The sequence below is a fragment of the Clostridium grantii DSM 8605 genome (assembly GCF_900129965.1).
GTDB lineage: Bacteria > Bacillota > Clostridia > Clostridiales > Clostridiaceae > Clostridium_AF > Clostridium_AF grantii.
The window spans coordinates 1-19,324 of the sequence record NZ_FQXM01000033.1; the positions used below are offsets into that span (position 1 = coordinate 1).

At 31.3% G+C, this 19,324-nt stretch carries 17 protein-coding genes and 1 tRNA gene; 1 reads left to right on the forward strand and 17 read right to left on the reverse strand.

Features of this window, described 5'->3' with window-relative positions; all coding sequences use genetic code 11:
• Window positions 1-6 precede the first annotated feature (6 nt).
• The 14 genes from tuf to BUB83_RS18705 form a co-directional block, all read right to left on the reverse strand.
• Window positions 7-1,188 carry an elongation factor Tu gene (gene tuf, locus BUB83_RS18640; protein WP_073337825.1) on the reverse strand — a complete coding sequence of 394 codons (1,182 nt, stop codon included), beginning with the start codon at window positions 1,186-1,188 and terminating at the stop codon, window positions 7-9.
• Window positions 1,189-1,275: 87 nt separating this feature from the next.
• A tRNA-Thr gene (locus BUB83_RS18645) sits at window positions 1,276-1,351 on the reverse strand.
• Between the two features lie 141 nt (window positions 1,352-1,492).
• Complete coding sequence (gene sigH, locus BUB83_RS18650; RefSeq protein ID WP_073340637.1) at window positions 1,493-2,134, reverse strand: RNA polymerase sporulation sigma factor SigH; 642 nt, start codon at window positions 2,132-2,134, stop codon at window positions 1,493-1,495.
• Window positions 2,135-2,205: 71 nt separating this feature from the next.
• Entirely contained in the window at window positions 2,206-2,715 is a 510-nt protein-coding gene (locus BUB83_RS18655) for an NYN domain-containing protein (protein WP_073340638.1), read from the reverse strand.
• A gap of 7 nt (window positions 2,716-2,722) precedes the next feature.
• Complete coding sequence (gene rlmB, locus BUB83_RS18660) at window positions 2,723-3,508, reverse strand: 23S rRNA (guanosine(2251)-2'-O)-methyltransferase RlmB (RefSeq protein ID WP_073340639.1); 786 nt, start codon at window positions 3,506-3,508, stop codon at window positions 2,723-2,725.
• 16 nt (window positions 3,509-3,524) lie between these two features.
• Window positions 3,525-4,019, reverse strand: coding sequence for a dihydrofolate reductase (locus tag BUB83_RS18665; RefSeq protein ID WP_073340640.1), 495 nt, complete (start codon window positions 4,017-4,019; stop codon window positions 3,525-3,527).
• A gap of 13 nt (window positions 4,020-4,032) precedes the next feature.
• On the reverse strand, window positions 4,033-4,863 hold the full coding sequence (gene thyA / locus BUB83_RS18670; RefSeq protein ID WP_073340641.1) for a thymidylate synthase: 831 nt from the start codon (window positions 4,861-4,863) through the stop codon (window positions 4,033-4,035).
• Window positions 4,864-4,922: 59 nt separating this feature from the next.
• Window positions 4,923-5,330, reverse strand: a complete 408-nt coding sequence (locus BUB83_RS18675) for a Mini-ribonuclease 3 (RefSeq protein WP_073340642.1) — start codon at window positions 5,328-5,330, stop codon at window positions 4,923-4,925.
• 334 nt (window positions 5,331-5,664) lie between these two features.
• Window positions 5,665-6,798: an ISAs1 family transposase gene (locus BUB83_RS18680; RefSeq protein WP_073340643.1), complete on the reverse strand. Its 1,134-nt coding sequence runs from the start codon at window positions 6,796-6,798 to the stop codon at window positions 5,665-5,667.
• Between the two features lie 248 nt (window positions 6,799-7,046).
• A complete protein-coding gene (gene cysS, locus BUB83_RS18685) occupies window positions 7,047-8,447 on the reverse strand; it encodes a cysteine--tRNA ligase (RefSeq protein WP_073340644.1) in 1,401 nt (466 codons plus the stop codon).
• Between the two features lie 13 nt (window positions 8,448-8,460).
• Window positions 8,461-9,675, reverse strand: a complete 1,215-nt coding sequence (ilvA, locus tag BUB83_RS18690; RefSeq protein ID WP_073340645.1) for a threonine ammonia-lyase — start codon at window positions 9,673-9,675, stop codon at window positions 8,461-8,463.
• 39 nt (window positions 9,676-9,714) lie between these two features.
• Window positions 9,715-11,412 (reverse strand): proline--tRNA ligase, encoded by a 1,698-nt coding sequence (locus BUB83_RS18695; protein ID WP_073340646.1) that lies wholly within the window; start codon window positions 11,410-11,412, stop codon window positions 9,715-9,717.
• Between the two features lie 217 nt (window positions 11,413-11,629).
• Complete coding sequence (ispD, locus tag BUB83_RS18700) at window positions 11,630-12,370, reverse strand: 2-C-methyl-D-erythritol 4-phosphate cytidylyltransferase (RefSeq protein WP_073340647.1); 741 nt, start codon at window positions 12,368-12,370, stop codon at window positions 11,630-11,632.
• A 12-nt stretch (window positions 12,371-12,382) separates the two neighbouring features.
• Window positions 12,383-13,465, reverse strand: a complete 1,083-nt coding sequence (locus tag BUB83_RS18705; RefSeq protein ID WP_073340648.1) for a PIN/TRAM domain-containing protein — start codon at window positions 13,463-13,465, stop codon at window positions 12,383-12,385.
• Window positions 13,466-13,844: 379 nt separating this feature from the next.
• Here BUB83_RS18705 and BUB83_RS18710 point away from each other — a divergent pair, with 379 nt between their 5' ends.
• Window positions 13,845-14,246, forward strand: a complete 402-nt coding sequence (locus BUB83_RS18710; RefSeq protein WP_073340649.1) for a nucleoside triphosphate pyrophosphohydrolase family protein — start codon at window positions 13,845-13,847, stop codon at window positions 14,244-14,246.
• 51 nt (window positions 14,247-14,297) lie between these two features.
• On the opposite strand, the gene disA is transcribed toward BUB83_RS18710, so the two are convergent.
• From disA to BUB83_RS18725, 3 genes are all read right to left on the reverse strand, one after another.
• Window positions 14,298-15,362 (reverse strand): DNA integrity scanning diadenylate cyclase DisA, encoded by a 1,065-nt coding sequence (gene disA / locus BUB83_RS18715; RefSeq protein WP_073340650.1) that lies wholly within the window; start codon window positions 15,360-15,362, stop codon window positions 14,298-14,300.
• Between the two features lie 24 nt (window positions 15,363-15,386).
• Complete coding sequence (gene radA, locus BUB83_RS18720) at window positions 15,387-16,748, reverse strand: DNA repair protein RadA (RefSeq protein ID WP_073340651.1); 1,362 nt, start codon at window positions 16,746-16,748, stop codon at window positions 15,387-15,389.
• A gap of 132 nt (window positions 16,749-16,880) precedes the next feature.
• On the reverse strand, window positions 16,881-19,313 hold the full coding sequence (locus BUB83_RS18725; RefSeq protein ID WP_073340652.1) for an ATP-dependent Clp protease ATP-binding subunit: 2,433 nt from the start codon (window positions 19,311-19,313) through the stop codon (window positions 16,881-16,883).
• Window positions 19,314-19,324: the final 11 nt, after the last annotated feature.

Genomic DNA, 19,324 nt, shown 5'->3' on the forward strand with positions numbered 1-19,324 from the left:
AATTAATTACTTAAGAATTGTAGTAACAACTCCTGAACCAACTGTTCTTCCGCCTTCTCTGATAGCGAATCTTAAGTTTGGCTCCATTGCCACTTCTGTGATTAACTCAACTGTCATGTCTATATGGTCTCCTGGCATTACCATTTCTACTCCGTCTGGTAAAGCTATTGATCCTGTAACGTCAGTTGTTCTGAAGTAAAATTGCGGTCTATATCCGTTGAAGAATGGTGTATGTCTTCCGCCTTCTTCTTTCTTTAATACATATACTTGACCTACAAAGTTGCTATGTGGCGTTACTGAACCTGGTTTAGCTAAAACTTGACCTCTTTCGATGTCTGTTCTTTGAACTCCTCTTAATAATGCTCCAATGTTATCTCCTGCCATTGCTTCATCTAACATCTTTCTGAACATTTCTACTCCTGTACATGTAGATTTTCTGATTTCTTCGCCCATACCTACGATAGAAACTTCATCTCCTACGTGTAATAATCCTCTTTCCAATCTTCCAGTTGCAACTGTTCCTCTACCTGTGATTGTGAATACATCTTCTACTGGCATTAAGAATGGTTGATCTGTTGCTCTTTCTGGTGTTGGGATGTATGAATCTATTGCATCCATTAATTGGTGGATACACTCATCTTCACTCTTTTCAATTACGTTTAATGCTGATCCTGTTACTACTGGACATTCGTCTCCGTCAAATCCATATTCACTTAATAAATCTCTTACTTCCATTTCAACTAATTCTAATAATTCTGGATCATCTACTTGATCTGCTTTGTTTAAGAAAACTACTATGTTTTCAACACCTACTCTTGATGCTAATAGTATGTGTTCTCTTGTTTGTGGCATTGGACCATCTGCAGCACTTACTACTAAGATAGCTCCATCCATTTGAGCAGCTCCTGTGATCATGTTCTTAACATAGTCAGCATGGCCTGGGCAATCAACATGCGCATAGTGTCTGTTGTCTGTTTCATACTCAACGTGTGCTGTGTTGATTGTGATTCCTCTTTCTCTTTCTTCTGGTGCTTTATCTATTGACGCGTAATCTTGTGCTTGTGCTTTACCTTCTTTTGCTAATGTCATTGTGATTGCTGCTGTTAATGTTGTCTTACCATGGTCTACGTGACCTATTGTTCCAACGTTAACGTGGGGTTTTGTTCTTTCAAACTTACTTCTTGCCATTTGTAATTCCTCCTAACTTTTATTTAAAATAATATTTTTGACCCTTTTTCGTAAACTCATCCACGTGTACTTTGTTTAGCACATTACTGGAGCCCACGACCGGGCTCGAACCGGCGACCTCCACCTTACCAAGGTGACACTCTGCCTACTGAGCTACATGGGCACATTTACCTAGTGTAGGAATGGATCTTTACCTACATTTTCTTAGGAATGAATATAATAACTTCTTTCCTTTTTTAAATATACCGTAACTATGTACCAATTATAGATTTTACTATCATCAATTTTTTTTGTCAATACACTTTTATTCTTTATTTAAGCTTTTTTCTAATTTTCTTTTAATTCTTTGAAGTGCATTGTCTATAGACTTGGCTTGTCTGTCCATATCACAAGCAATTTCTTGATAAGATTTTCCTTGTATATAATAATATAAAACCTCCAACTCTAATTCCGATAAAGATTTAACAATTTCACTTTCCATGTTATTCATTTCCTCTCTACCGATAATAACCTCTTCTGGGTCACTAACTTTTACAGTAGAAAGTATATCTAGGAGAGTTCTGTCCGATTCTTCATCATATATAGGTTTATTCAATGAAACATACGTATTCAATGGTATATGTTTCTGCCTTGTAGCAGTCTTTATAGCTGTTATAATTTGCCTTGTTACACACAATTCCGCAAAAGCCTTAAAAGAGCTCAACCTATCAGTTTTGAAGTCCCTAATAGCTTTATATAACCCTATCATACCCTCTTGATAAATATCTTCTTTATCTGCACCTATCAAAAAATAAGACTTGGCTTTTGATTTTACAAAATTCTTATACTTTCTCATTAAAAATTCTTGAGCATCTTTATCGCCTTCTTTAGCCATAAGTGCTAGCTCTTCATCTGGCCTATTAGCAAACGGAACGTGTTCTGCAATTTTTTTTATGTCTTCTGCCACTTTATCGCCCCCACCAAATTTGAATACTCACTTTCAATTATACATTATAAGGAAATCACAATCAATATTTTTTATTTGCTTCGCCTTATTTTTTCAAGCTTTTTTAGTATCTCTTCATCTATTTGATCATGAAGAAAATTTTTACCCCTAGATTCCTTTTTAGAAGTTTTTTTACTTATTATTTTTTTTGTTTGGTATACCTCATGATAAAATTCTATAGAAGATATCCTAGCTGCTCCTCTTTGAAAAATCAACTGTTGTTGTAAAGAATCTGAAGTAACAACACTTACATCTGCTTTTCTCCCAATATTATTAATATATCTTTCTATAAAATTGTCTGCAGTATCCCCTTCTTTAGTAAATATAATAGTTGTATTCCCTTTTTTTTCCGTAGACTCCAGACTTCCATTAACAAGATAGGCATCGAAAATCACAAAAATTTTACATCCTTCAAAAGCTGCATAATCTTGTAGATCATCAACCAAAGCGTTTCTTGCAGATTCATAGCTAAATTCTTTTATTTTTTTAAGTTCAGGCCAACTATTAATTACATTATATCCATCTACGAATATATACTTCATTTTCCTATTATCCTAATCTTTGTTTTAATACTTCATACATTATTATTCCCGCAGCTACAGAAGCATTTAAAGATGTAATTTTTCCTACCATAGGAATTCTAACTAACACATCGCATTTAGATTTAGTCAATTTTGATATACCTTTGCCTTCACTCCCAATAACAAGCGCTACCGCTCCAGTCAAATCTGATTTATAGCAATAATCCTGGCCATCCATATCCGCCCCATAAACCCATAACCCTTTATCTTTCAAATCATCTATAGCTTTATTTATGTTAGATACCTTCGCTACCATCATATGTTCAACTGCACCTACAGAAGTCTTATATACAGTGCCTGTAACCCCTACATTTCTTCTATTAGGTATAATTATTCCATGTACTCCACTAATTTCTGCTGTTCTGATAATTGACCCAAAATTATGAGGGTCTTCTAATTCATCCAAAATCAAAATAAAAGGTTTTTCTCCTTTTGATTTTGCTTTTTCAAACATATCCTCAATAGAAAAGTATTTATATGGAGTTATCTTTGCTATAACTCCTTGATGAGCCCCCGTTTCAGAAATTCCATCCAATTTTTTTCTATCTACCTCTTTAAGCATAACTTTTTTTTCTTTTGCCAAAGCAAATATTTTACTTATAGACCCAGACAAATTTCCTTTTGCCACCCAAATTTGTTCAATTGTGTGGTCTCCTTTTAAAGCTTCAATAACTGCATTTCTTCCTTCAATAATCTCTTCACTGGAAATTTCTATCTTTTCTTCCCTATTGTTTTGAAAATTTTCTTTTTTCATTTTTTACCTTCTTTCATTAAAAACTTCTATTTTTATATCTTTGAAAATTATACCCAACACCCTTGTATTCTTTATCCTCACTTGATTCTACCAACACCCAATTTTGATCTTCATCTAAATTTGGAAAATATTTATCCGCTGAATATTTATTTTTTATTTTGGTAACATAGATTTCTCCACAATGTGATAAAAACTGCTTATATATAATTTCTCCACCAATTACAAAAATATCATTTTTATCATACTTTTTTAATTGATCAAATGTTTCATCAATTGAATTACAAATTATCAATCTATCGTCCATAAAATTTTTATTTCTACTTAAAACTATATTGACTCTATCTTTTAATGGTGCTTTTCCTGGTAAAGATTCAAAAGTTTCTCTACCCATAACAACCACTTTACCAATTGTTTTTTCCTTAAAAAATTTCATATCTTCTGGTATTGTTTCTAGTAATTTTCCATCACACCCAATACCCCAGTTTAAATCTACAGCAACTATTGCTTTCATAATTAATCCCCTTTTAAATTGCAACTGGTATTTTTTTTATTTGAGACCCACTTTGATAGTTTTCCAGAATAAAATCTTCAACTTTAAAATCATAGAAGTTCTTTATATTTTTGTTGATTATTAATTTAGGAGCTTCATAAGCAGCTCTACTTATAAGTTCCTTAACTAAAGGAATATGTCTATCATATATATGTGCATCTGCAATAACATGAACAAATTCTCCAACTTCCAAATCACTAACTTGTGCTAACATATGTATAAGTATTGCATATTGAGCCACATTCCAATTATTAGCTACTAGAACATCTTGTGATCTTTGATTCAATATAGCATTCAATTTATTTCCTGTAACATTAAACGTCATGCTATATGCACAAGGATATAGATTCATAGCGTGTAAATCATTATGATTATACATATTAACTATAATTCTTCTACTATATGGATTATTTTTCAAATCATATATAACTCTATCAATTTGGTCAAATTCACCTTCTGAATATTTATGTTTCTGTGCTATTTGATAGCCATATGCTTTACCTATTGTACCATTTTCATCAGCCCAGCTATCCCAAATATGGCTATTTAAGTCTTTTATATTGTTAGACTTTTTTTGCCATATCCAAAGCATTTCATCAATTGCTGCTTTTAGGTTTGTTGGTCTTAATGTAAGTATTGGGAACTCTTTGGAAAGGTCATATCTATTCACAACACAAAACTTTTTAATTGTATGTGCCTCCGTTCCATCCTCCCATTTTGCTCTTACAACTTGGTCTTCTGATGATACTCCGTTATCTAAAATATCATTACACATATTTATAAAAATTTTATCCGTATTACTCAAACTAACCCTTCTTTCTTTAGATTATCCAAACTTTAATTAATTATTTTTTATCTTTGCTTTTATTCTTCCACAATTACATTTAATATTTCATTTAATCTTTCTTTTCTTTCTGATAAATATAAAAAACCTATCAAAGTTTCAAATCCAGTAGCAATTCTATATTCTTGCACACTTGCATTTTTAGGAACTGTAGCAGATTTGCAATTTCTCCCTCTTTTAAAAAAATAAATTTCTTCCTCATTTAAGCTTTCTTCAATTTTTATTAAAGCTTCGTATTGTCCATGAGCTTTTACATATTGAATTGCCTTACTATGCAGCTTATGAGCTAACATATTTCTATTTTTATCTACCAAAGAGGTTCTTATAAATAACTCATAAACACTGTCCCCAATATATGCTAGCACTAAAGGATTCATTTCTTTAATATTTTTATCCGAAAATTCTCCTTGAAATTTATTAAAATTCATAATAACTCTCCTAAAAATTAATTTTTCTATTTATGTTCTAAACTTCATTATACTTTATTTTAATAATATAAACAATTATATTTCCCATTTCATTCATGGCTTACGCATGAATATTTTTCTTAAGCGAAAATCTCATAGAAGATTTTTAAAAAATAGTCATTGCAACTATTTATGTGGTAGGATAATACTTTTGGGGCAACCCCGAACTTTTATTGAGATGGAACTGAAGCGTTTCAGGGAATTTCATTAAGTTAACAATTTTTTTTTGCATAGAAAACCAGACAGTCCTTTCAGGATATGCCTAGTAATTGGTATACAAATTATCTTTGTTACACTAGATGAAATTTTTAATAAGCACTTGTTCAAGATAATCATTGTCTACAGAAGCTGCAAACCTTTTTGACTTCAAACTATACTTAGGCTCTGTAGTGTCTTTTCGTATTATATTTAGAGCCATACGTTTGAGCATGGCTAAATTTTGCGGACCACAATCTTTTCTTACTCTGCGAGCATCTTCTTTAAATACAACATCAAGAACCCAATGAGTGGATTCTATTCCCCAATGTTTTCTTACAGCTGATGAAAATTCGTCTATAGAATCTTTTAAAGAAGAAATAAAATATCTTCTTTCTATTGTTTTTTTACCTTTAATTTCACACTCACGTATAGCCATACCTATGCTTTTTAAGCCCTTCCAATTATTCTTCATCGAAAGCCACTCTATATCTTCAACTAAATAGTATTTTCTTACTTCAATACGTCCATGACCTTTATCTGAGGTAATACTTGATTTCACTTTGAATCCATCAAAATTTGTTTTTTCAGCGTCCTCAAAGAAATCTACAACATCTTGATGTAAATTATGCTGGTTTCCTTTAAGTGCAAGAACATAATCTGCCTTTTTATCAACAATTTTTTCTGCTATTTTTGTTTGAGTACCCATAGCATCTATCATTATTATACAGTTTTTAACAAATAACAAATCTAAAAGTTCTGAGATTGCTGTTATTTCATTACTTTTTTCATCTGTTTTCACCTGTCCCAGTACCATTCCATTTTCACTAGCCCAAGCACTCACAATATGTACAGGTGATTTTTTATCATCTGTATCAAATGCTCCACGCATAGTCTTACCATCAATTGCTACTACAGATCTATCTGCCAGCGTAGCTATTTCTCTAACCCAATAAACAAAACACTTTTCAAATTGCTTTGGATCTATCCATCTAAAGACTCTCTCAAAAGTATCGTGAGATGGGATACCATTTGGAAGCTCAAGAAACTTACGGAACCATTCTTCCCTTTTCTTTGCGAATATCTCAACTTCATCCCAATCGCTTGCGTTAGCAATGGTTGCAGCTACTGCTATAAAAAGAATATCTATAAGTTTATGACGTACTTTTGCCTGTTGTCTCATATCTTTAATTACTCCAAAATAATTAAAAAATATTGATTCTTTATTACTCATAAAAAACTTCCTCTTTTCTTTACTTTTACATAAAAAATATATATAAACTAATTATATATTATTTTACATAAAAACAAAAACAAAGAGTGGATTAGTTTCCTATAATTAGAAATATCCACTCTCTTTTTTATTTGTTTACAAATTGTTAACTCATGATTTAGCCCTGCCATTTCATTACCCTTTCAAAAGCAAGCTCTAAATTTCCACAAAAAAATAGAACACATTCTCATGTTCTATTTTAATAATATTTAATCGATTTTTTTCCATCTAACACCTTGAGGAGTATCTTCCAAAACTATACCCTCTGCTTTTAGAATATCTCTTATTTCATCTGCTCTTGCCCAATTTTTTTCTTTTCTTGCCACTTGTCTTTGTTCAATTAAATTTTCAATATCCAAGCTAATATCACACACAGTTGAGTCCTGTAAAAGAGATAATGATTTTCCTAACTCCCTTATTAAATCAAGACATGCTTTAGCTAATTCGCTAGATGAATCTATAGTTACATTTGTATTAATATCTTTAATTAAATCAAAGATTATAGATATAGCATCAGCAGTATTAAAGTCATCATCCATTTTTTCAATAAATTTTTCTTGATATGAACCCAAACCTGCTAAATATATGTTTTCTTCATCTGTTAAGGTTACAGATGAAACCTCTTCTATCAATCTCTCCAAATTTCCTATAGCATTATACAATCTTTCTTTAGATGCTTTAGCACTTTCAAGTAAATCATCGCTAAAATTTAGTGGAGTTCTATAATGAGCTGAAAGCATAAATAATCTTATAACCTCTGCATCATATCTTTTTAAAATTTCTCTAGCTGTAAAAAAATTATTTAAAGACTTTGACATTTTCTTGTTTTCTATATTCAAGTAAGCTGAATGCATCCAATAATTAGAAAAAGTTTTGCCATTTCTAGCTTCACTTTGTGCTATTTCATTTTCGTGATGTGGAAATTTCAAATCTGCTCCGCCAGCATGTATATCTATAGTTTCACCTAATAATTTATTAGCCATACAAGAGCATTCTATATGCCATCCTGGTCTCCCTTTTCCCCAAGGGCAATCCCACGAAGGTTCTCCTGGCTTTTCGCTTTTCCATATAGCAAAATCCATAGGATCTCTTTTTCTTTCATCAACTCTTATTCTTGCACCTGCTTGAAGGTCGTCTAAATTTTGACCAGATAACTTACCATATTCATTGAATTTTTTTGTATCAAAATATACATCTCCATCAATTTCATAAGCAAATCCCTTTTCAATTAAACCACTTACAAACAAAATTATTTCTTCCATATATTCTGTAGCAGTAGGACTAAATGTAGCTCTTTCTATACCTAATGCATCTGCATCTTGGAAGTATTCTTTAATAAATCTTTCTCCTAGTTCTTTAACTGTTATTCCTTCATTATTCGCTCGATTAATCATCTTATCATCAATGTCTGTAAAATTTTGAACATAGTTAACTTTATATCCTGAATATTCAAAATATCTTCTAACAGTATCAAACACAATAAAAGTTCTTGCATTTCCTATATGAAAATAGTCATATACCGTAGGTCCACAAACATACATACTAACTTCTCCAGCTTTTAAGGGAATAAATTCTTCTTTTGTTCTTGTCATAGAATTAAATATCTTCATAAAAAACCCTCCATTAACTGATTATTTCTAATTTATACTCTTCTTTCTTCAAAGCTTCTAATATATAAATAGAATGCTCTTTAGACTCTGTTTCTATTTCAAATATTACATCTGCATACTCTAAGCCTTTTTCTTCCCATGTCTTTTCTTGTCTTACCTTAATAATATTAGCTCCTAAAGTGCCTAGTTTTGTTATAAAGCACCCTAACTGACCAACCTTATCTTTAATCTCAACAGTAAATGATATTCTTCTTTTTAGTAGCACTAACTGTCGCTCAATTATTTTAGACACCATTGCAATATCAATATTTCCTCCACTAATAAGCGAAACAATATTTTTATTGGACATAGGAATTTTATTTGCTAGCAAAGCTGCCAAGGTCACAGCGCCAGCCCCTTCTGATACTAATTTCATTCTTTCCATCAATATAAAAATAGCATATGCAATTTCATCTTCTGAAACTGTAACTACTCGATCTACATACTTTTTTATATATTCAAAAGTAATATCTCCTGGTGTTTTTACAGAAATACCATCTGCCAAAGATTTAACTCCTGGAAGAGTTGTAATTTTTTTATTTGCTAACGAAACCTTAGTTGATGGAATTATTTCAGCCTCAACTCCAATTATAATTATTTCCGGTTTCAACATCTTAGCTGCTGTGGCTATGCCTGAAATCAATCCTCCACCGCCAATAGGAACTAAAATTACATCTACTTCTGGCAACTTATCTAATATTTCAAAAGCTATGGTTCCTTGACCAGCAATAACATCTTCATCATTAAAAGGATGTACAAATGTTACTCCTTCTTTTTCCCTTATCTCCATTGCCTTATTAAAACATTCATCATATACTTCACCATATTTTATAACATTGGCTCCGTATCCTAATGTGGCCTGTATTTTCGCTAGCGGAGCTGTTAAAGGCATAACTACGGTTGCCTCTACACCAAAAGAAGTAGCTGCATAAGCTACTCCTTGAGCATGATTTCCCGCTGACGAAGCTATAACACCTTTTCTTCTTTCATCACAATTTAGTTCTGCTATTTTATTATAAGCGCCTCTCAACTTAAATGAGCCTGTTTTTTGTTTATTTTCACATTTAAAATAAATATTATTCCCAGTGAGTTTTGAAAAAGTGCTTGAATAAAGTAATGGTGTATCTCTTACTACTTCCTTTAAATTCTCCCTAGCTTTTTCAAAACAACTTAAATCATTAAGTTTCATAAGATTTCTCCTTATAATATAATATTAAAAAAATATATATTATGCTTTAAATTCTTCTTGGATTTTACTTATAACCTGGGATAAAAGGACTTCTTCCTTATTCTGATTTCTTCTAAGTTTGTATTCAACAAGCCCTTCTGAAATGCCTTTCCCAACTGTAACTCTTATAGGAATACCTATTAAATCAGCATCTTTAAATTTAACACCTGGTCTTTCTTTTCTATCATCTAATAGAACTTCTATTCCAAGGGATTTAAGTTCATTATAAAGATTTTCTGCTGCTTCCATTTGTTCTTGTTTTTTATCTGAAATAGGAACTACAACTACATGGTATGGAGCTACTGACATTGGCCAGATTATACCATTTTCATCATGGTTTTGTTCAATTATAGCTGCCATAGTTCTATTTACTCCTATACCATAACAACCCATTATTAAAGGTTTATTAGAACCATCTTCATCTGTAAATGTTGCTCCCATAGATGCTGAATACTTAGTTCCAAGTTTAAAAATATGTCCAACTTCTATTCCCCTGGCAATAGTAATTTTTTCTCCGCATTTTGGGCAAGTATCTTCAGCTGTAACTTTTCTAAAATCTCCAACTTGACCCGAAAAATCTCTTCCATAGTTAACATTAGTATAGTGGTATCCAGTTTTATTAGCACCAATTATAAAATTATACATACTCGCTACTTCTTCATCTATAAATACAAAATCAGCTTTTATATTTATAGGACCTGCAAAACCAACTTCTGCATTTGTAACTTTTTTAACCATATCTTCATCAGCCATTTCAAAATTAACTGCCCCACCTATGGCATTTACTATTTTAACTTCATTCGCTTCTCTATCTCCTCTTATAACCACTGCTACTGACTTACCATCAGCATTGAATATAAGCGTTTTAGCAAATTTCTTTGATGAAGTTTTAAAAAATCCTATTAATTGCTCTATTGTTTTTACATTTGGAGTTTCAACTTCTTCAAGAGATTTAAATTCCTCTTCTTCAGCTTTTTCACTAGTAGATGGTGCTTTTTCCATATTGGCTGCATAATTGCAACTATTACAGAAAACAACTTCATCTTCTCCAAACTCAGACTTAACCATGAATTCTGCCGAACCAGACCCCCCCATGGCACCAGAGTCAGCTTCTACCGCTGAACATGTCATTCCACATCTTTGAAATACATTAACATAAGCTTCATACATTTTATTATATGAAATATCCAAACCTTCTTCATTCATGTCAAAACTATAAGCATCTTTCATTACAAACTCTCTAGATCTCATAACCCCAAATCTAGGACGTCTCTCATCTCTATACTTTGTTTGTATTTGATATAAATTTACCGGAAGTTGCTTATATGACTTAATAGTAGATCTTGCAATATCTGTAAATACTTCCTCATGTGTAGGTCCCAAGCAGAATTCTCTATTATTTCTATCAGATAACCTAAACATCTCTGGTCCAAAAACATCCCATCTACCAGATTCTCTCCATAATTCTGCTGGTATTACTGCTGAAGCCAAAAATTCTTGTGCACCTGCATTGTCCATTTCTTCTCTTATAATGTTCTCTATTTTCTTTAAAGTTCTTATACCAAATGGCATATAATTGTAGATACCTGACGCCATTTTTCTCATCAATCCAGCTCTAAGCATTAACTGATGACTTGGTAATTCTGCTTCAGCAGGAACTTCTCTTAAGGTTGTCATTAACATATTTGATAATTTCACAGTGTTTTCCTCCTTAAATTTCCAATAAAATAAAATAAACCCACCCTAAAGATATTAGGGCGAGTTATCGCGGTACCACCTAATTTTGAACTAATTACATCTTAACGGACTATCCGGTAGGTTTTTCCTACAGCTCAAAAGTTGGTTCAAAACTCACAAAAATCTTTCAGCCTTGGATTTTTTCTCTATTATAGTTTCTACTTATCTTTTTCATCGCTCATATATTAACTTTTGTGTTTTTATTATACTGCGGCTGTTTTTTTATGTCAATGTTACAGATATTTCGAAGCAATTTTTCCCCTATATACAAATCCTCAGGAGTAGTTATTTTAATATTATTATAACTGCCCTCATAAAGGTAAACATTATGATAATATGTTTCTACAATCATAGTATCATCTGTTGCCTTGAAATTTTCTTCAAGAGCTTTTTTATGACAATTACTAATCAATTCATATTTGAAACATTGTGGTGTTTGAACTAAAAATAATTTTTCTCTTTCTAATGTAGTTTCAGACATATTAAAATTATTCATGATTTTAATAGTATCTTTAGGCTTAACTCCACAAGCTGCTGCCCCATAGAGTTTAGCAAATTTTATACCCTGTGAAATAACTTCACCAGATACGAAAGGCCTCGCTCCATCATGTATTAAAACCACATCACAATGGTCTAATTCCTTTAGTCCATTAAATACAGATTCTTGCCTTGTTTCTCCACCATTTACTGTTTTCTTGATTTTTTTAAAACTATACTTTTCTATTATATTTTCTTTAAAGTAATCTATATCCGTTTCTGAAAGTACTAAAACTATATCATCAACCAATTCATTGTCTTCAAAAGCTTTAATAGTATAATATAAAATTGGCTTTTCATCTAGAAGTAAAAACTGTTTATTAATATTTGCTTTCATTCTAGTTCCACTACCACCAGCCATAATTAAAGCAGTATTTTTCATATTATAAACTCCCTACTTTTTTTGTTTTGCAAAAATCATTCTTCCTGCTGCAGTTTGAAGAACTGAAGTAACTATAACATCCATAATTTCATTAATATGTCTTCTACCACCTTCAACAACTATCATAGTTCCGTCATCTAAGTAAGCAATTCCTTGTTCTTGTTCTTTACCATCTTTTATTATTTGAATTGTCATCTCTTCACCTGGTAAAACTACTGGTTTAACTGCATTAGCAAGTTCATTGATATTCAAAACTGGAACTCCTTGAACAGCAGCAACTTTATTTAAGTTATAATCATTTGTTACAACTTTTCCTTTTAAAACTTGAGTTAATTTAAGTAATTTGGCATCAACTTCTGCAATTTCCGGAAAATCTTTATCCGTAATTAAAACATCCATTTCAGAATCCTTTTGAATTTTACTTAAAATATCTAACCCTCTTCTACCTCTGTTTCTTTTTAATCCATCAGATGAATCTGCTATATGTCTTAATTCATCTAATACAAAATTAGGAATAACCAATGTTCCTTCTATAAAACCCGTTTTAGTTATATCCAATATCCTACCATCTATTATTACTGACGTATCTAGTATTTTAGGTACCCCTTTGCATTTCTGCTTAACTCTTTTGTCCTTTGGCTCATTTGTTTTTCTTAAATTTTCAAATAAATTTATTAAGTCATCTTTTTTCTTTATAGCAATTTCTGCTCCTAAAGAAGCCATAATAATTGCCACGATTATTCCAATAATTATGCCTAATACCCCTAATTTAGTTAACATATTTATAAATACACCTGAAATGATTAATCCAACTGTTGCCCCAAAGGTAACAATCAAAATATCCTCTCCCGATCTTTTCTGAATGCTTTCTTCGAAATATGCCATTCCTTTGCTTATAAGTCTGTTAATAAAAGGTGATATTAAAAATAAAATAAGTCCGCTTAATAAAATAGTAAAACCAATAAATAAAGCTTTATTTAGTTCTCCCGATATAAAAGAAGTTACCGCATCAATTCTTAGTAATGTGGTTCCAATAAAATATCCCACAACAAGTCCTGCTGCTGTAAACAATCCTCTTAAAATCTTATCAAACATGTTTTTGCCCCCTTCCTGTAATTTTAAATGAATTTTTAGTTTTATTAAATTCATTACTTTTTACCATTAATATCAATATATATGAATCTATCCATTAAATCAATATTAATTATTTTATTTAATAGTTTATTTACTAATATTTAATGTTTTTCTCTTATTCATTGAGTGCTTCTATATTATAGCCATAAATTTACACTATTATCCCCCTATAAAAATAAAGTATTTTGATTTATTATAATAATTGTACAAACAATTACATCATAATGAAATTTCTTCATAATTAAGTTTCCCAATAAATATTAACTATTTGACAAATTAATCCTTTGATATTTATAATTGAAGTAGCTATTAAATATTCATTAAATAAGGAGTTGTTCCTATGAAAGACGTCATATTTGACCATTACCAAAATGCAGTAAGTGATAGTTTATTACGCCATAAAAGCCTTTTAGATATAATGACCAAACTTGAAGAATCCCAAGCTAAAATCAATAGATCTTTAGCAAAATCTGTTACAAACTGTGGTTGCATTGAAATAAAAGCTACAAAACAACATATACCTGAAAATAAAGAACCCCAGGCTGATGACTATAATAAATATTTCGATACTCACTTAAAAGGTAAATTGTGCGATGAGTGCAGAGAAAATATTGAAGATGAAATTGGCAATGATTTATTTTATCTTGCATCACTTTGCAACTTATTAGATTTAAATTTATATGATATTCTTTTAAAAGAGTATAATCAAATTGCAACACTTGGAAAATACTCAATGAAGTAACCACATTATATATTAACCAAGTATAGCACAAAATAAACCTTTTATTTTGTGCTATACTTGTTTATCTATCATTATCTGCTCTCTTAATCTTCTCAATCCATTTCTTATAGCTTTCGCTCTTGCTTCCCCAATACCTTCTACTTGGTCTAGTTCTTCACATGAAGCATCCATTATTGTGGTTAATTTATTGAAATTTTCTATTAAATTTTCTATAACATTTGTTGGTATCCTAGGAATTTTAGTTAACATCCTATATCCCCTTGGTGATATCAATGTGTCCACTAAAGGCACTCCTAGATATCCTAAATGCTTAGATATATTATCTAAATCTAACAATTCTTCCGAACTCATTTTCTGAATATGTTCATATATTTTATCACTTTCTAAATTATCTTTGTGATAATCCCTTATTAATAAAATTCCATCCTCTTCAACAGTTCTAATCAATTCACTCATCTGCATAGATATCAATCTACCTTCATTTCCTAATTCGCAAATATGTTTTTCAATTTCGTCTACAATCCTCATCAACATTTCAGTTCTTTGTATAGCAGTAATCACATCAAATAAAGTAACTAAATCTTGAAATTCTAATAAATTTAAATTTCCCATTACCTTATCTAGAACCACAGCATATTTTTCTAGTGTTTGTAATGCTTGATTTGCCCTTGCCAAAACCACATTACTATCCCTTAAAACATACTTAACCGCTTTACTATAAACCGAAATCATATTTCTTCTTTGTGAAATAGCTATAACCACACACCCTGTTTGTTTTGACACCCTATGAGCAGTTCTATGCCTAGTTCCAGTTTCATATGTGGGTATGGTAAAATCTGTTATTAATTGAGTATTTGCAAAAAGAATTTTTTTTGCATCACTACTTATAACTATAGCCCCATCCATTTTAGCCAGTTCATATATATATGATGGGCTATATACAGAATTAATATTAAACCCTCCATCTACAAGTTTTAATACCTCATCAGTATCACCAATAACAATAAGTGCTCCCGTTTTAGCTCTTAATATGTTTTCAAGACCTTCTCTCAGCGAAGTACCTGGTGATAGTTGCTTTAAAATTTCCATTAACTTTTTATCTTTTTCTATTCTCAATTTATTCCTCCCGTAAATACACTTTTAAAATACACTTTTCACAGCATCCATTAAGGTATCTACTCCTATTATATTACTTTTATTATTTTGCATTTTATCCTTGTTTCTATTGGGAATAATAAAATTTTCAAATCCCATTTTTGTTCCTTCGCTTACCAATCTATCACTAAAAGATATAGGTCTAACTTCTCCTATAAGACCTATCTCCCCAACCACTAAAGTCTTATTCAATTTAAAACTTTTTCCTTTTAAGCTAGAATACAAAGCTAAAGCTAAGCCCAAATCTCCATAAGTTCCATCCATACTAAGACCACCTACTACATTGACATATACATCATAAAGAAAAAATGGTGCTCCTAATTTTTTCTCTAAAACCGCTAAAATCAAATTCAATCTAGCATTATCTATTCCAACAGCCGTTCTCCTAGGCATAGGAAGATTTGTTTTACTAACCAACGCTTGTATTTCTACTAAAATTGGTCTACTCCCTTCCATTAATCCTATAGCAACAGATCCTTCACTATTGTAATTTGAATCTTCTAAAAAAACTTGTGAAGGATTTGTAATTTCTTTAAGTCCTTGTTGTTGCATTTCAAAAACTCCGATTTCACTAGTAGTTCCAAATCTATTCTTCATTGTTCTAAGGATTCTAAATTCCTGTGTTCTTTCTCCTTCGAAGGAAAGAACAGTATCTACCATGTGTTCTAAAACTCTTGGCCCTGCAAGCTCACCATGTTTTGTTACATGAGCAACTATAAAAAATGGAATGTTATTGACCTTAGCAATCCTCATTAATTCATTTGCGCATTCTCTAACTTGAGACACACTTCCCGGTGCTGAGGTTATTGAAGCTTTAAACAATGTTTGTATTGAATCTATAATAATAAACACTGGTTTTATATCTGTTAAATGTTCTTCAATTCTTTCTAAATTTGTTTCAGATAGTATATATAGGTTTGGAGATAAACTACCTATCCTATCTCCTCTTATTTTTATTTGTTCACTAGATTCTTCTCCTGAAACATACAATACTTTACCTAGCTTTTTTGAAATATAATCAGCTGTTTGCAGCAAAAGTGTTGATTTTCCAATTCCAGGAGCTCCAGAAATAAGAGTTAATGACCCTTTAACTATTCCTCCACCTAACACTCTATTTAATTCACCAATTCCTGTATCATATCTTTGATATGCCCCTGAAACAATTTCTGTAATGCTTTGAGGTATGCTATTACTACTTAAACCTGTACTTTTTTTCATTTTAATTTCTTTTATCAACATTTCCTCAACAGCAGTGTTCCATTGGTTGCATGTTGGACATTTACCAAAAGATTTTGGTGCATCGTACCCACAATTTTGACAAACAAAAACTGTTTTATCTTTTGCCATGTTATCACTCCAATTTTTTTATTTCACTAAATCTCACTATACAGTTTAATTAATACTCCCTAATTTTTCAAGTTATTTCTATAATATTAATTAAAAAAAATCAGCAGGAAATCTACTGATTCTTAATTTTTTTTACATTTTATTAAAAACTAACTCTTTATCATTAACAGTTGCGATAAGTTTATCACCTTTAACCACTGTTCCTTTAAGTATTTCTTCTGATAATTTATCCTCTACAGTTTTTGTAATGGTTCTTCTTAAAGGTCTTGCTCCATAAACTAAATCGATACCCACTTTAGTAAGTAATTTTTCCGCACTTTCATCAAATGCAATTTCTATATTGTGCTGTTCTAATCTCCCCGAAACTTCTTTTAGCATAAGCTTTACTATCATTTGTAAATCTTTTTCTACAAGTGAATGAAAAACAATGATTTCATCTATTCTATTTAAAAATTCAGGTTTAAAAGATTTTTTTAAATCTTCCATCATAGTTTCTTTCATTTTTTCATACTCACTTTGGTCAAATCCATCAGAAACTGAGAAACCAAGTGTTTTCTGTTTTTTCAAAGTAGACGCACCAACATTAGAAGTCATTATTATTATTGTATTTTTAAAATTAATTGTTTTTCCTTTACCATCTGTTAATCTTCCATCTTCAAGAATTTGAAGAAGAATATTAAAAACTTCTGGATGTGCTTTTTCAATTTCATCAAATAAAATAACAGAATAAGGCTTTCTTCTAACTTTCTCTGTCAATTGACCTCCATCATCAAAACCAACATACCCAGGTGGAGAACCTATTAATCTTGATACTGCATGTTTCTCCATATACTCCGACATATCTATTCTAATAATATTACTTTCGTCTCCAAACATTGCTTCTGCTAAAGCTTTTGATAATTCAGTTTTCCCAACCCCTGTAGGCCCTAAAAATATAAAAGATCCTATTGGTCGCCCAGGTGCTTTTAATCCAACCCTTGCCCTTCTAACAGCTCTTGAAATAGCAATAACAGCTTCATTCTGTCCAATCACTCTATTGTGAAGAATTTCTTCTAATCTTAATAGTTTTTCTGATTCTGATTGTGTCAATCTTTCTACAGGAACATTTGTCCATTTAGCCACAACCTCTGCTATTTGTTCTTCTGAAACTGTTTGAGTAGTTCCTCCATTTTTCTTTTTCCAATTATTTTTAGAATCCTCTAATTTACTTTTTATATCCTTTTCGCTATCTCTTAAACTTGCTGCTTTTTCAAAATCCTGAACATTTATAGCATCTTCTTTTTCTTTTTTAACTTTTTCAAGCTCTGCTTCTAAATTTTTCAATACAGGAGGTGCCGTTAAATTTTGAATCCTTACTTTAGCACCTGCTTCATCAATAAGATCAATAGCTTTGTCTGGTAAAAATCTATCATTTATATATCTATCCGATAACTCAACAGCTGCCATTATAGCCTCATCTGTTATTTTTACTCCATGATGTGCTTCATACTTGTCTCTTAAACCTTTCAATATAAGTATAGATTCCTCTTTACTAGGTTCCCCTACCACTACCGGTTGAAACCTTCTTTCTAAAGCAGCATCTTTTTCTATATGTTTTCTATACTCTTCAATTGTTGTAGCTCCAATACATTGTATTTCGCCTCTTGCTAATGCAGGTTTTAAGATATTTGAAGCATCTATAGCTCCTTCTGCTCCTCCAGCACCGATAATTGTATGCATTTCGTCAATAAACAATAGCACATTACCATCATTTCTGATTTCTTCCATCACAGTCTTCATTCTATCTTCAAATTCGCCTCTATATTTAGATCCAGCTACCATAGACGAAATATCTAAAGTAACAACCCTTTTATCCTTTAATATCTCCGGTACATTCCCACTAGCAATTCTTTGTGCTAATCCTTCTGCAATAGCTGTTTTACCTACCCCAGGGTCTCCAATTAAACATGGATTGTTTTTAATTCTTCTGCAAAGTATTTCAAGCACTCTTTGAGTTTCTTTTTCTCTACCTATAACAGGGTCTAACTTTTGTTCTTCTGCATACTCAGTTAAATCCCTTCCAAATTTATCTAACGAAGGTGTATTAGTAACTCTCTTATTTTTTAAAGGAGCCACCTCTGATATATCTTCCCCATTGATAGTAGCTAATAATTGTTTTTCTATTTTATCGAAGTCTCCACCTAAGTTGCTTAGTATTGTATAAGCAACACCTTCTGATTCTCTTATCATTGCTAAAAGTATGTGTTCTGGTGTGATATAATTATGATTCAAATTTCTAGCTTCCATCCAACTTAATTCAAGCAATCTTTTTGTTCTAGGGGTTAAAGGAATTTCATTTTTATATAGATTAACATCACCTTTGCCCTCGTATTCATTTATTAAATTTTTTACATTTTCTTGGTTAATATTTAAATCCTCTAATATTTTTTTACCAATACCTTCTTCCTTTAATATGCCCAATAAAATATGTTCTGTTCCTACATATCCATGTTTAAAACTTTGAGCTTCTTGTTGAGCATATAGAAGAACCTTCTGAGCTCTCTCCGTAAATCTGCCAAACATCATAATATACACCT

Bases quoted from the DNA above. Each gene is read 5' to 3' on its own strand.
- tuf (WP_073337825.1), bottom strand. From the start codon at position 1,188: ATGGCAAGAAGTAAGTTTGAAAGAACAAAACCCCACGTTAACGTTGGA.
- BUB83_RS18655 (WP_073340638.1), bottom strand. From the start codon at position 2,715: ATGAAGTATATATTCGTAGATGGATATAATGTAATTAATAGTTGGCCT.
- rlmB (WP_073340639.1), bottom strand. From the start codon at position 3,508: ATGAAAAAAGAAAATTTTCAAAACAATAGGGAAGAAAAGATAGAAATT.
- BUB83_RS18665 (WP_073340640.1), bottom strand. From the start codon at position 4,019: ATGAAAGCAATAGTTGCTGTAGATTTAAACTGGGGTATTGGGTGTGAT.
- BUB83_RS18675 (WP_073340642.1), bottom strand. From the start codon at position 5,330: ATGAATTTTAATAAATTTCAAGGAGAATTTTCGGATAAAAATATTAAA.
- BUB83_RS18680 (WP_073340643.1), bottom strand. From the start codon at position 6,798: ATGAGTAATAAAGAATCAATATTTTTTAATTATTTTGGAGTAATTAAA.
- cysS (WP_073340644.1), bottom strand. From the start codon at position 8,447: ATGAAGATATTTAATTCTATGACAAGAACAAAAGAAGAATTTATTCCC.
- ilvA (WP_073340645.1), bottom strand. From the start codon at position 9,675: ATGAAACTTAATGATTTAAGTTGTTTTGAAAAAGCTAGGGAGAATTTA.
- ispD (WP_073340647.1), bottom strand. From the start codon at position 12,370: ATGAAAAATACTGCTTTAATTATGGCTGGTGGTAGTGGAACTAGAATG.
- BUB83_RS18705 (WP_073340648.1), bottom strand. From the start codon at position 13,465: ATGTTTGATAAGATTTTAAGAGGATTGTTTACAGCAGCAGGACTTGTT.
- BUB83_RS18710 (WP_073340649.1), top strand. From the start codon at position 13,845: ATGAAAGACGTCATATTTGACCATTACCAAAATGCAGTAAGTGATAGT.
- radA (WP_073340651.1), bottom strand. From the start codon at position 16,748: ATGGCAAAAGATAAAACAGTTTTTGTTTGTCAAAATTGTGGGTACGAT.
- BUB83_RS18725 (WP_073340652.1), bottom strand. From the start codon at position 19,313: ATGATGTTTGGCAGATTTACGGAGAGAGCTCAGAAGGTTCTTCTATAT.